Source organism: Mesorhizobium sp. M0410, assembly GCF_040321435.1.
Classification (GTDB): Bacteria; Pseudomonadota; Alphaproteobacteria; order Rhizobiales; family Rhizobiaceae; genus Mesorhizobium.
Map to the genome: position 1 here is coordinate 1 of NZ_JAMYRN010000022.1, position 13,585 is coordinate 13,585.

Sequence of the window (13,585 nt, forward strand, 5' to 3'; positions counted from 1 at the left end):
GACTATATCGCCACCTGGACGGCCAAAAGATCCGGCGCGTTGCCGGCCTAGTAGCCGCTCGACCATCATCGATCGAGCCGGGCGAAGCCGCCCGGCACGATCACGTGCAGGTGCGGACGGTGGGTCATCGCGGAGCCTTGCCTGTGAAGGACGGCGGTGATGCCGATACGGGGCGCCGAGAGCGTAGGCCTCGACGCCCCAGTTTTCAGGCATTGCCCATTTCAATCGCCTCGACTGCGCCATTGGCCTGCGCCCAGCGCGAAGATCGGCCACGGCTTTTGGTCGAGGGAATGGGCAATTGGATCCCATCCTATCGGCGGAGAGATAGACACTCGAAGATCGGGCCCATTAGACTAAGTTTTATGGGCCTGATAGACAATGGTTATCATGAGCTGCCAATGACCGGCGAGCATGCCATTGCGGTGGAGGGGCTTCCACCCATCCACAAGGACCCCTTCGATCGGATCCTGATTGCTCAATCGATTGTGGAAGGCATCCGATTGCTGACCGTCGACGATCTGGTCGCGCAGTATCCTGGGCCTGTCCGTCGTCTCTGACGGAGGGGGCCGGAGCGGTGGGCTAGGCGGTTGAAGTCAGCTATCGCTTCAGACCACCCATGAACGCCTTTACCCGAGCAGAGTCGACCTGGTTCCACCAGACGCCGTCGTGCTTCAGCGCGCTGGCGATGATGACCCCGTCGACAATGGCGAGGATATCGTTGGCATTGTCCGGCGTCACGCCGCTTCCGACCAGCGTCGGCAGGCCGGCGGCCTGCTTGATCATGCTTATGTAGCCTAAATCCGCGGCGTGGCCGGTGCGCTGGCCGGTGGCGATGATGGCATCGGCATCGAAGAAGACCAGGTCCTTGACCAGTTCCTCCACCGGACGGTCGGCGACGATGGCATGTGCGCCGTGTTTGACATGGGCATCGGCGAAGATGCGGATGCCGTTGGCGCGCAGCCTGGCGCGGTAGCGCGCTGCGCGGCCCGACTCGCCCTCGACAAAACCCTCATTGGCGACATAGGCGTTCGCCCATTGATTGACGCGGACGAAACCGGCGCCGGCAGCGCTGGCGATCGCCAAGGCCGGGATCGCGGCATTGGCCAGCACGTTGATGCCGACCGGCCTGCCGAGCTCGCGGCGGATGCGGTCGGAAACGACCCCCATATAGGCCGCCGTCTCCGGCCCGATATCATCAGGCTTGGCGAAAGGGATGTCGCCATGGTTCTCGACGATGACGCCGTCGCAGCCGCCGTCGAGATAGGCTTTGGCGTCATCGAGCCCACGCTGGTAGATCACCTCCACTGCCTCGCCGTCATAGCGCGGCGCGCCGGGCAGGGGCGCCAGGTGAACGACGCCGATCACTACCTTGGTGCGGCCGAAAAGGTGCAAGAGTGCGTCGCCGCCGGATTGGCCGATCTGGGTCATGAGAGCTCCATTTGATCGATGAGCACCGCCATCTCGGAGGCGGAAGGACAGGATGCCAGCGTGCCCGGCCGTGTCACGGCAATTGCGGCGGCCGCCAGCGCAAGCTCCAGCGCCGAGGTGACCAACATGCCCCGCGCAAGCCCGCCGGCGAGACAGCCGCAGAACACATCGCCGGCGCCGCTGGTGTCGAGCGCCTCGACCTGCGGCGCCGGCAAACGAAGCGGCTCTTCCTGACCCGGGCCAAGCACGAGACAGCCTGCGGCGCCGAGCGTGATGATGACGGTGCCTGCACCTTTGGCCACCAGCGCGCCGGCGGCTGCTGTCATGTCATCGCGGCCGGTCAGGGTTTTCGCCTCGGATTGGTTGACAACCAAAAACTCCGCCAGGCCAAGATCGGGAACGGATGCCGCATCGATCGGGCTGGCGTTGAGAACGGTGCGTGCGCCGTTTTCCTTTGCTGCTCTGAGGCTGGCATCGGTCGCGGCGGCACGCAAATTTCCCTGGCAGACGAGGATGTCGCCGGGAGCGATCCAGCGGACAAGTGCTGTTTGCGCCACCGGATCGAACGCTTCGCTGCAGGCAACGCCGCTGACAATGAAATTCTCGCCGCCTCGATCGACGACGATGGTCGAGCGGTCGCTCGGCAGCTCGAATTCGCTGACCTCGAGGTCTGACAGTTCGCTGTTGAGGCGGCTCCTGATCCATGTGCCTTCGCGGTCCTTGCCGAGCGCCGTCCAGAACGTCACCTCTGCACCAGTCCGCGTTGCTGCGACCGCTTGGTTGGCACCCTTGCCGCCGAGCCCGTCGGCATAGCTCACGGCATTCAAAGTCTCGCCCGCGGCAGGGAGGCGGCCGACGCGAAACATGGTATCGATGCAGGCATTGCCGACGACGTGGACATGCATGGCTCAGCTCTCGCCGGTCGCCCAACCCAGCATCTGTTCGAACAGGGTCTTGTAGCCTGGCCAGGCGATGAACTGCGGCGGCAGCCAATGCGGCCCGACATCGGATGTCCAGGCCACGGTGCGGCCCTTGCCGTAATGGCCGGTGACAAGCAGCGGCAGCGAACCATAATCCGACGATACGCTGGCCAGAACTTCCACCTCGTCCTTCAGTGTCACCTCGTTGAAGCCGAGCAGGATCGGCCAGTCCGAACCGAGGCCCCTGAGGATAGGATGTGTCGACCCTGGTTTCGGCACCGGGGCAAAGCCTTCGGGAACCTCGACGCGGTCGTCGTAGGCCAGGCAGTTCACCGGCAGCACGTCCTCGATCGGCGTCTTGCGGTAGCGCGCGCCGCCATTGATGCCCTGGAAGCTGTAATAACCGCCGAACATCAACAGACCGCCGCCGTCGCTGACGTAATCGCGGAGCAGGCGCAGGCGGTTCGGCGTCGGCTTGGAGTGGACCCAGGTGTCGGGATGCAGCAGCAGGGTGTTGGCGCCAATGTCGGAGAGCACGACCGCGTCATAGGCCGACAGCGCCTCCATCGTCTGAGGAAAGCCACGCTGCGCCTCATGCGCCGGCATGAAGGTGACGTCGAAATCGGTCGCCTTGAGCGCGCCCAGCAATTCGTCGGCGCCGGTGTGATAGGTGACAGTCGGGAACTGGTCGAAACCCTTGATGTGGGTCGCGGTCGACACCCAGGATTCGCCGGCAAGCAGGATCTTCTTCTTGGACATTTGAACTCCCGTGTAGTTCCAGGCCGCTTAGAGCCGCGCGAACACGCTCTTCGGATTGGCGATCAGCATGCGGTCGATGGCCGCCTGCTCGACGCCGTGGCGTTTCAGACGCGGTATGAAATGCTTCAGGATATAGCCATAGCCGAAGCCGCCGAAGCGCGTCAGCATGATCTTGAGGAACACATCCTGCGACAATAGCAGGCGGTCGCCGAAGCGGCCTCGACAAGGGCGGCGATGGCGCGTGCGTTCTCCTCGTCGGAGGGCGATTGCGCGTCCGGGTCGGCATAATAATAGTCCATGCCGATCATGTCGTATTCGAGGAACGCGCCGCGCCGGGCGAGGCTTTTCTGGTAATCGGGATCGTCGTGGCTCGGGTTCATGTGGCAGAGCACGGTGTGGCGGAGATCGGCGCCCTCGGCCTCGACGATATCGAGCACGTCGTGCGCCAGCCGCTCCCAGCCAGGCAGATGGATCGACAGCGGCACGCCGGTGATGCGCGAAGCGCGCGCCGAAGCTCGCAGCGACTTGCGTTCCTCGGAGCTGAAATCCCCGCTGACGCCGACCTCGCCGATCAGCCCGGCCATGATCGGCGGCTGCGTCTCGCCGCCGCCGACATCGTTGACGATGAACTCGGTCACGGCGTCGACATCCATGGCCTTCAGCCATTCGGGATGGGTATGCTCGAGATAGAAACCGGTGCCCATGACGATCTTGAGGCCGGACATGCGGCTGATGCGGGCGAGCTTTTCGGGGTCACGGCCGATGCCGATATTGGTGGCGTCGACGACGGTGTGGCCGCCCAGCGCGCGATAGCGCTGCAGTTCCGACAGCGCCAGGTCGGCGTCGTCGAGCGAGACATTGTCGCGGTTGACGTAAGGGTTCATGCGCAATTCGCCGATGATCTCGATGTTCACCGGCTGCTCGGCGATCGCCATGTCATCGGGATGGCAGGGGCATTTCCAGCTGCGCGCGCCGTCGAGCAATATGTGCTCGTGCATCAGCGTTATCCCCATCTCCTCGACCGGAACCGGGCCGAGCACGGTCATCACTTGGCCGGTTTCGACCCCGATTGGCAACCGCTGCCTGGGCGCTGCGTCATCGAACAGACCACTCATCGGCTCAACGGCTCCGCACGGCGCCGCGGAACAGGCGGAAGTTCAGCCAGATGGCGATCAGGATGATCGTTCCGGTGACGATCGGCGTCAGGAAGGGCGACAGATGCGCCAGGATCAGGCCGTTGCCGATGACGGCGACGGTCAGCGCGCCGAGCACCGTGCCGATGATCGTTCCACGGCCGCCGAACAGGCTGGTGCCGCCGAGCACGACGGCGGCGATGACTTCCAGCTCGAAACCCTGTCCGGCATTTGAAGATCCCGATCCGAGCCGGGCAGCAATGATGATGCCGGCAAGGGCCGCCGCGGTGGCGGAAATCACATAGACGAAGAGCGTCGTCTGCCGCGTGTTGACGCCGGCACGCCGCACCGCCTCGGCGTTGGCGCCGATGCCGGTGACATAGCGGCCGAACGGCGTCTCGTTGAAGGCGAGATAGGCGATCGCCAGGATCGCCAGCGCGATCAGCGCCGGCACCGGCACGCCAAGGAACCAGGCGCGGCCCAGCACGGTGAAAGCGCTTCCGGGCTCGATCGGGATGGAATAGCCGCCGGTGATCAGCAGCGCCACGCCCCGGATCACCGAAAGCCCGGCAAGCGTGACGATGAAGGACGGGATGCCCTCATAGGCGACGAAATAGCCCTGCACCGCGCCAAGCAGGGCACCGAGCGCGAGCATGACGAGGATAACGACTGGCCACGGCAGGCCAAACTGCAAAAGTGTCGCCGACAGCGTCGCCACCAGCGCCAGCACGGAGCCGACCGAAAGATCGATGCCGCCGGTGGTGATGACGAAAGTCATTGCCGCGGCAACGATCAGCAGCGGCGCCGACTGCCGCAGGATGTTCAACAGATTGGGCGATGTCAGAAACGCGTCGGTCGCAACCGAGAAGATGATGCAGACGACCAGAAAGAACAGCGCGATCGAGACGACACTGCCATTGGCGAGGAGCGCATCGCGCCAGGTGCCCTTGCGTACACGTGAGGGCTGGGCGGCGTGGATCGCGTCGCTCATGCCGGCGCTCCACCGCGGTAGCCGTTGGTGGCGGAACGCGCATTGAACTTGCGGCCGACGATCAGATTGACCACGTCCTCGATGTTGGTCTCGCCGATCAGCCGCTCGGCTACGTTGCGCCCTTCGTACATGACCTGGATGCGGTCGCAGACGAGGAACAGATCCTGGAGCCGGTGGGTGATCAGGATGACGCTGACACCGCGCGCACTGACCGCGCGGATCAGTTCGAGCACCGCTTCGACTTCGGCCACGGCAAGCGCTGCCGTCGGCTCGTCCATGATCAGCACGGCCGGCTCGAACGAGGCGGCACGGCCGATCGCGATCGACTGGCGCTGCCCGCCGGAGAGGTTTTCGACCTTGAGTCGCGTGTCGGCAATGACGATGCCGAGCCGATCGAGCATCTGGCGCGTCTCGTCATGCATGCGCTTTTTGTCGAGAAAGGAAATGCCTGCGATGCGGCGGCGCGGCTCGCGGCCGAGAAACAGATTGCCGGCGACGTCGACCGTGTCGCACAGCGACAGGTCCTGGTAGACCATCTCGACGCGCGCCGCACGTGCGTCCGCCGGCGAGCTGAAGATCACCGGCTTGCCGTCGATTTCGATGGTGCCGGCGTCGGGAACCACTGCCCCCGACAGCACCTTGCTCAATGTCGACTTGCCGGCGCCATTGTCGCCGACCAGCCCCAGCACCTCGCCCGGCTTCAGCGTCAGCGATACGTCATCGAGCGTCTGGATGGCGTTGTAGCGCTTTGAGATGCCGCTCATCCGCACCCGATAGGTCTGGCCACTGCTCATCTGGGATTCCACGCGATTGCAAGGTGCCCGCGGCGCAGCCCCAGGCGGCGCCGCGGCCCGGTCGCCGACGCAGTTTACTTGAACATCGCGCGGTATTGGTCGACATTCTTCTTGGTCACGATCGTCACCGGGATATTGATGATCGGATCGATTTTCTCGCCCTTCTTGAGCTTGCCCAGCGCTTCGACCGCAGCCTTGCCTTCGCCGGCTGGATCCTGCTGCACGACCGCGACCACCCAGCCGTCGTCGATGCCCTGAACGGCCTGCTTGGTCAGATCCCAGCCGAACACCTTGACGTCGCCGGTGCGGCCCTGGCTGGTCACGGCCGAAACTGCGCCGAGCAAGGCCGGCTCTCCGGTTGCATAGAGCGAGTTCATGTCCGGATTGGCGGTCATCAGGTTTTCCGAAGCGCTCAACGCGGTCTCCTGAACGTTCTGGCCGTCGACCGTGTCGAGGAAGGTGACGGCCTGGCCGCTTTCGGTCACCGCCTTCTTGAAGCCGTCGAGCCGCTGGTTCTGGATGAATGAATTGAGTGCGCCGACGATACCGATCTTGGCCTTGCCGCCCATCTCGGTCTTCACATAGTCGGCGTAGAATTTGCCGATGTCCTCGCCGGCCTTGGTGTTGTCGACGCCGATGAACGAAACATTGTCGCCGTCGGGGATCTGCGCGTCGATGGCTATGACGGGAATGCCGGCCGCCTTGGCTGCGGTGATCGCAGGCTTGACGCCGTTGACGTCGATGGCGACTAGAATGATGCCATCGACTTTCTGCGTGATGTAGTTCTCGATCGCGTCGTTCTGCGCGCTCGGCACATTATTGGCGTTGAAAATGACCAGCTTGGCGCCAGCGGCGTCGGCTGCCTTTTGCGCGCCCTCGTTGATCTGGTTGAAGAACAGGGCCTGCTGGTTGATGTTGACGAGAGCGAACGTATCGGCAAGCGCCGAGCCCATGGCTGCCGAGCCCATGGCAATGGCGGCGGCACAGCCGGCGAGAAGTTTGAACAGACGCATTTCGGTTCCCCTTGCTTGCGGACCAGACCTCGGCTGGTCCCGTTGGTGCTACAGGCACGAGGCAACCATTCAAGAGACTTGAATATTTGTCAATCCAAATGAACGCCGAGCGTTGCTCAGAAAGTCGCCGGCGTATTGACCCAGAAAATGCTGGCGCGTTCCTCGCCGATGTTGCGGTAATGATGCGGCAGCTCCGACCTGAACACGAAGGCATCACCCGTGGCGAGAGCATGGCTCTTGCCGTCGACGATCAACTCGATCCGGCCGGCGAGCACATAACCAACTTCCTCGCCGGAATGCTGGATCGGACCTTCGCTCGAGCCCTCCGCCTCGATGTGATGAATGTTGCATTGTAAGAGGTGGCCAGGCGAATATGGAATGATGCGTTCGAGCGAAATGCCTTCGCCGCGCCGTAGCGCGTCGAGCGCAATCAAAGGCCTTGCGCCCGCCCGGAATACGATCGCCTCGTCGTCGTCGACTTGCTCGAACATCCAGCCGATGTTGGTGTCGAGAACCTCGACCAGACGGTGAAGCATGGGCAGGGACGGCGAAGCCTTACCGTTCTCGATCTTGGACAGCAGGCTTTCCGAGCAATTCGCAGCCGCGGCCAGCGTCTTCAGCGTCATGCCGTGTGTTTGGCGGGCGAGGCGCAGCCGAGTTCCAAGTCTCGCGGCATTTGCGGTGGCGTCCGTTTCTGACTCTGGCCGCCGTCGATCGATCTTGTTCATCTGTTCGCCAACCATTCAACGGTCAAGGGCAACTATCGCGCGAGCAAAAGACCTCGGCTGACGATTTGCAAGTGCTGATGCGTCAAATTCGAGACTTCAGCCGCAGCTGCCGCATCCGGCGAATGCCGCTCCCGCATGAACCGTGCTGATGATCCCGCGCCAGTTATCCCCTGTCGCTTGGCTGTCCCTCGTGGTCGAAATCGCCAGCCGTTACCGCGTTTGCGTCACGTGGCGAGTGGACTTGGAACGACAATGCGGCAAGGCGGGCCACGTAGCCAATCTACACAACCACGGCCGCGCCGACACGATAAAATCTGGACTGTCCGAATTCGCGGAGTCGCCAGAAGTCACCCGCGGCCGGGCCCAATAGAGTTACACCCAGGGCGGGCAGGCTCTCGATAGCCGCGGCGTAGTCATAAAATCCCTGGGGCAGTCGCGCACGGCTTGAGCTTCGACAATTTTGAAGAAAGTCCAACAGAATTAATGGACTAACACCTTGCGGAAGTGAATTGCGGAAGCGGCGACCGATTAATGCTTTAGAAGTATAGATACATCTACACGAGGTGCGAAGAAGCAACGCCAATACAGCTGATTGGTTACAGCATATTTATTTTCGCATATGTGGTATTGACCGTCCGGGGATTCCTGAACACGGTCCCGTGGGATGGTGAAATTATGCGGCAAATAAGTGTACCCGCCGTCTACCCTGGACCGCACCGAAGACCGAGGTATGGCGCGGCAATCTGAACCGCCGCAGCACTTGAATTTGGTCTGCGGGTCAATCTTGTCTTCGTACCAATCATGGGCGTTAGCGGCTGTTGCGGCGGCGATACACATCGCCGTGAAGATGAGCCTTCGCATGGCATTCCTCAAGTATCTGGCAGGCGCTGCTCGTTGGGGTTTCCATGTATATTAGCGTTCCATTGAAAATACCATTGGCCGCCGACCGACTTAACGCAGCTCCAGCCAGCGGCGCTCGCAACGGAAGACCGCGTTGCGTCACGTCAGGACGACACTTGCGCCGAACAAAGGTCTGCTCTTGTCGCTCCGGGTTTGAAAGCCGACCGTCTGCTCTGCGCCGCAATCTCGGCCGCAGAGATCAGCTTCTCCGCCTCCTGAAAACAGACATCGCAAGCGAGGACTCCGGAGGTCGCGGTTGCGCCCTTAAGCCCCGCCTGGCCGACCAGAAGATCGCACTGGCCTCGCCGCCCGGCATCGTCTCGCTGAACTAGATGCGGCTGTTGGGCTGGATTGCTGGCTCAGACCGAGCAGGGTCTCCGCCGCACCTCGACGCCGAGGTCGCGCAGATCGTGGCCGTTGCCGCGCCGCGCCGATTTTTTTGAGTGATAAGCCGCGCCCGACGCGGCGAATTCGTAACCCTACTCGGCGGCCGTCTCCGCTGGCGCCCCTGCCGGCCGCGAAGGCTCGGCCTCGGCACGGGGCTTGCGCCGCGAAAACAGCGACCTGAGCGTGACGTAGAACACCGGCGTCAGGAAAAGGCCGACGAAGGTGACGCCGAGCATGCCGGAGAATACCGCGGTGCCGAGCGACTGGCGCATTTCTGCGCCCGGGCCCGTTGCGATCATCAGCGGCACGACGCCGAGGATGAACGAGAAGGCGGTCATCAGGATCGGCCGCAGCCTGAGCCGGCAGGCTTCGACGGCAGCTTCGGCGGCGGACAGCCCGCGTTCCTGCGCCTGCCGCGCGAATTCGACGATCAGGATCGCGTTCTTGGCGGCAAGCCCGATTAGCACGATGAGGCCGATCTGCACGAGGATGTTGTTGTCCAGCCCTCGGAACGACACGCCGAGCAACGCCGCGAGCACGCCGAGCGGCACCACCAGCACAATGGCGAACGGCAGCACCAAGCTTTCATATTGCGCCGCCAGCGCCAGGAACACGAACAGCACCGAAAGTCCGAAGATATAGAGTGCGGCATTGCCGGTGTTGCGCTCCTGATAGGCGAGCTCGGTCCATTCATAGGAGGTACCGGCCGGCAGCGTCTTTGCCGTGATCCCTTCCATCAATGCCAGCGCGTCGCCTGTGGAAACGCCGGGCGCGGCGTTGCCCTGCAGCGGCACCGAGACGTACATGTTGTAGCGCTGGACCAGCGCCGGGCCGGTGGCGTCGCGGATCTCGACCAACGTGCCGAGCGGAACCAGCGCGCCGGTCGCCGAGCGCACCTTCAGTTTCAAGATGTCGGCGCGATCTAGGCGGAACGCCTGGTCGGCCTGCGCCCGCACCTGGTAGACGCGCCCGAAAGCGTTGAAGTCGTTGACGTAGGCGGTGCCCAAATTGATCGACAGCGTCTCGAAGATGTTGGGGATCGGCACGTTCAGGATGCGCGCCTTGTCGCGATCGATCGCCAGGAAGAATTGCGGGCTCGACACGGAGAAGGTGGTGAACACGCCCGTCAGCCCCGGCGTCTTGTTGGCCTTGCCGGCGATTTCGTAGGCAAGCGCCAGGATCTGCCGCATATCGGCGCTGTTGCGCTCCTGGATCTGCAGCTTGAAGCCGCCGGCATTTCCGACGCCGCGGATCGGCGGCGGCGGCAGTGCGATAATGAAGGCTTCCTTGATGCTTTGCAGGCTGCCGAACAGATTGCCGATGACCTGGGTCGCCGACTGGTTGACTTTCAGTCGCTCGTCAAACGGCTTGAACCTGGCGAAGATCACGCCCGCATTGCTGGCGTTGGTGAAGGTCGCGCCGGAGAAGCCGGCGAAGGCGACTGCGTAGTCGACGCCGGGCGTTTTCTGGATGATCTGCGACGCCTGCTGGATGACCGCATCGGTCCTCGACAACGAAGCGCCGTCCGGCAACTGGACGACGACGATCGCATAGCCCTGGTCAAGCGACGGAATGAAACCGCGCGGCACCGCCTGCACCATGTAGACCGTGGCGTAGATGAGGCCCGCGAAAACGGCCAGCATGGCGGCGATCGTTATCCACGAGCCGATCAGCACGCGGATGATGCTCGAATACCAGTGGGCGACCCTGTCGAAGCCGCGATTGAAGCCGTCGGCGAGCGCCCGTCCGAACCGCGCCAGGAAAAAGCGCGGCGGCGCCGCCGCGGCGTGGTGCGGCTTGAACAGCAGTGCGGCCAGCGCCGGCGAAAGCGTCAGCGAATTGAATGCCGAGATCGCCGTCGACACCGCGATGGTGATCGCAAACTGCAAGTAGAACTGCCCAGAAATGCCGGGGATGAAGGCTGTCGGTACGAACACGGCTATCAGCACCAGCGAGATCGCGATGACCGCGGTTCCGACTTCGTCCATGGTCAGGTGCGACGCCGGATTGGGCGCCAGCCCTCTGGCGATATTGCGCTCGACGTTCTCGACCACGACGATCGCATCGTCGACGACGATGCCGATCGCCAGAACGAGGCCGAACAGCGTCAGCATGTTGAGCGAGAAGCCGGCGGCGTAAAGCACCGCCAGCGTGCCGATCAGCGACACGGGGATCGCCACGATCGGCACGATCGCCATGCGCCACGATTGCAGGAAGACGATGATGACGATGATGACCAGCAGCATCGCCTCCAGGATTGTCTTGTAGACCTCCCGGATCGACTCGGCGACGAACTCGGTCGGATTGTAGACGATGTCGTAGCTCAACCCCTTCGGGAAGTCGCGGGAAAGCTCCTTCATCTTGTCCTGGATTTCCGCCGCTGCGGCAAGCGCATTGGTGCCCGGCCGCTGGAAGATGGCGAGCGCCACCGCCGGTTTGCCGTTGAGATAGGAGTTGGTGACGTAATCCTTGGCGCCGAGCTCGATGCGCGCCACGTCCTGCAGCGAGATCAGGCGGCCGTCGTCGGTCGATTTGACGATCACGTATCGGAAGTCGCGTGCGTCGTTGAAGCGGCCTTGCGTGGTGACCGTGTACTGGAACGCCGTGCCGGTGCTGGTCGGCGGCGCGCCGATCGCGCCACCCGACACCTGGACGTTCTGGTCGCGCAGCGCCTGCACCACATCGCCCGAGGTCATCCCCAGGGCGGACAGTTTTTCCGGATCGAGCCAAATGCGCAGCGAATATTCGCGTTCGCCGAAGATGATGAGGTCGCCGACGCCGTCGAGTCTGAGCAGTATGTCGCGCACCCGCGAGCGGGCGTAGTTCGAGACGTAGAGCTGGTCGTAGGTATTGTCGGGCGACAGCATGTGCACGACCATCATCAGGTCGGGCGAGCTCTTGGTGGTCGTTATGCCGAGGCGGCGGACTTCTTCGGGCAGGCGCGGCTCGGCGACCGATACGCGGTTCTGCACCAGCACCTGCGCCTGGTCGAGATCGGTGCCCAGCTTGAATGTGATGGTCAGCGCCATCGCCCCGTCGCCCGACGAATAGGACGACATGTAGAGCATGCCCTCGACGCCGTTGATCTCCTGCTCGATCGGCGTTGCCACCGTCGCTGCGACCGTCTCGGCGTCGGCGCCCGGATACTGCGCGCGAACGACGATGGTCGGCGGCGCGATCTCGGGATATTGCGCGACCGGCAGCTGGGTATAAGCAATCCCGCCGAGGATCAGCAGGATGACCGAAACGACCGATGCGAAGATCGGACGGTCGACGAAGAAATGTGCGAACCTCATTGCTGCAACTCGGCGATCTCGGCCTTGGGCGGCAACGTCACCATCTCGACCTTCACCTTGGTGCCGGGCCTGGCGTGCATCAGCCCGTTGACGATGATCGTCTCGTTGCCGGTCAGGCCCCCGCGGATCACCCGGTAGCCGTCGAGAAGCGGGCCGGTGCGCACGGGCTTCGCCGACACCATCCCGGCCTCATCCACCAGGAACACGATGCGGCGATCCTGATCGGCGCCGATCGCCTCGTCGGGCACCAGCACGCCGCTATGCGGCAGCGACCCCGGCACGTTGATGCGCCCGAACATGCCTGGCTGGAGAATGCCGTCGGTGTTGGGAAACCTTGCACGCACCCGCATGGTGCCGGTCGCGTTGTCGATCCGGTTCTCGGCAAAATCGAGCTTGCCTTTGAATACCGCCTCCGTGCGGTCGGCGACGCGAACCACTACCTCGAGCCCGCCGGCGCCTTCCTGCATGCTGCCGCCGCGCTCCTTCGCGTCGCGGGCGTAGCTGAAATACAGGCGCTCATCGACGTCGAAATAGAAGTCAATCGGATCGCGCGTAACGATGGTCGTCAGCAAGGTGGAATCCGGCTGCACGAGATTGCCGACCGACACCAGCCGGCGGTCGATGCGGCCGGACAAGGGCGCCTTGATCTCGGTGAATTCCATGTTCAGGCTGGCCGTCGTCAGAGCAGCCGTCGCGCCCTGCATCTGCGCCTGCGCCGAAAGGTATTCCCGCCGGCGGTCGTCGAGCGTCGCGGTTGAGATGTTGCCGGTCTTGGCGAGTTCGTCGGCGCGATCCAGCTGCATCTTGGAGAATTCGAGCAGACTCTTGGCGACGTCCACTTGCGACTTGGCGGCATCATAAGCCGCCTGGTACGGACGCTGGTCGATGGTGAAGAGCAGGTCTCCCTTGTTGACCAGTGCGCCGTCCTGGAAGCTGACCTTGTCCAGATAGCCGCTGACGCGCGAACGGATGGCGACCTGGTCGACGGCTTCGAAGCGCCCGACGAACTCGTCGTCTTCGACGATTTCACGGACCACTGGCTTGGCCGCCGTCACCACGGGTAGCTGCTGGTCCTGCGCAAACGCAGTGCTGAAAGCCATGCCGAGCAGGAATGTCGCCGATACGGCGGCGCGGGCAAGCCAGTCGGCCGATCGACGGGGTCGCCCGCCCGCGTCGCCATGCAATTGCCCATTCTCTAGGGTGTCCATTTGCGTCCCCGCTCGCTGGACCCGGAGG

9 protein-coding genes and 3 pseudogenes are annotated in these 13,585 nt (G+C 63.3%); 1 reads left to right on the forward strand and 11 read right to left on the reverse strand.

Translation table 11 applies throughout. The annotated features are described in order from the left end of the window. Positions 1-86: 86 nt before the first annotated feature. A pseudogene (locus NKI63_RS24865) lies at positions 87-173 on the reverse strand (transposase); the annotation flags it as partial. A gap of 177 nt (positions 174-350) precedes the next feature. On the opposite strand from NKI63_RS24865, the pseudogene NKI63_RS24870 reads away from it, so the two are divergent. Next, positions 351-557, forward strand: a pseudogene (locus NKI63_RS24870) (type II toxin-antitoxin system VapC family toxin); the annotation flags it as partial. Positions 558-597: 40 nt separating this feature from the next. On the opposite strand, the gene NKI63_RS24875 reads toward NKI63_RS24870, so the two are convergent. From NKI63_RS24875 to NKI63_RS24920, 10 genes and pseudogenes are all read right to left on the reverse strand, one after another. Continuing rightward, positions 598-1,428: a BtpA/SgcQ family protein gene (locus NKI63_RS24875; protein ID WP_352823730.1), complete on the reverse strand. Its 831-nt coding sequence runs from the start codon at positions 1,426-1,428 to the stop codon at positions 598-600. Further along, positions 1,425-2,333: a ribokinase gene (locus NKI63_RS24880; protein ID WP_352739420.1), complete on the reverse strand. Its 909-nt coding sequence runs from the start codon at positions 2,331-2,333 to the stop codon at positions 1,425-1,427. The genes NKI63_RS24875 and NKI63_RS24880 overlap by 4 nt, the downstream gene beginning before the upstream one ends. A gap of 3 nt (positions 2,334-2,336) precedes the next feature. Beyond that, a complete protein-coding gene (locus NKI63_RS24885; RefSeq protein WP_352823732.1) occupies positions 2,337-3,107 on the reverse strand; it encodes a glutamine amidotransferase in 771 nt (256 codons plus the stop codon). A 27-nt stretch (positions 3,108-3,134) separates the two neighbouring features. After that, positions 3,135-4,222 (reverse strand): annotated as a pseudogene (locus NKI63_RS24890) (phosphotriesterase family protein). A gap of 4 nt (positions 4,223-4,226) precedes the next feature. Further along, positions 4,227-5,231, reverse strand: a complete 1,005-nt coding sequence (locus tag NKI63_RS24895) for an ABC transporter permease (protein ID WP_254819827.1) — start codon at positions 5,229-5,231, stop codon at positions 4,227-4,229. Beyond that, positions 5,228-6,025 (reverse strand): ATP-binding cassette domain-containing protein, encoded by a 798-nt coding sequence (locus tag NKI63_RS24900; protein ID WP_352778857.1) that lies wholly within the window; start codon positions 6,023-6,025, stop codon positions 5,228-5,230. The genes NKI63_RS24895 and NKI63_RS24900 overlap by 4 nt, the downstream gene beginning before the upstream one ends. Positions 6,026-6,099: 74 nt before the next feature. Further along, positions 6,100-7,038, reverse strand: a complete 939-nt coding sequence (locus NKI63_RS24905) for an ABC transporter substrate-binding protein (protein ID WP_352483917.1) — start codon at positions 7,036-7,038, stop codon at positions 6,100-6,102. 116 nt (positions 7,039-7,154) lie between these two features. After that, positions 7,155-7,766 carry a cupin domain-containing protein gene (locus NKI63_RS24910; RefSeq protein WP_352778856.1) on the reverse strand — a complete coding sequence of 204 codons (612 nt, stop codon included), beginning with the start codon at positions 7,764-7,766 and terminating at the stop codon, positions 7,155-7,157. A 1,379-nt stretch (positions 7,767-9,145) separates the two neighbouring features. Continuing rightward, positions 9,146-12,349, reverse strand: coding sequence for an efflux RND transporter permease subunit (locus tag NKI63_RS24915; RefSeq protein WP_352823737.1), 3,204 nt, complete (start codon positions 12,347-12,349; stop codon positions 9,146-9,148). Continuing rightward, a complete protein-coding gene (locus tag NKI63_RS24920; RefSeq protein ID WP_352650761.1) occupies positions 12,346-13,449 on the reverse strand; it encodes an efflux RND transporter periplasmic adaptor subunit in 1,104 nt (367 codons plus the stop codon). The genes NKI63_RS24915 and NKI63_RS24920 overlap by 4 nt, the downstream gene beginning before the upstream one ends. Between the last annotated feature and the right edge of the window lie 136 nt (positions 13,450-13,585).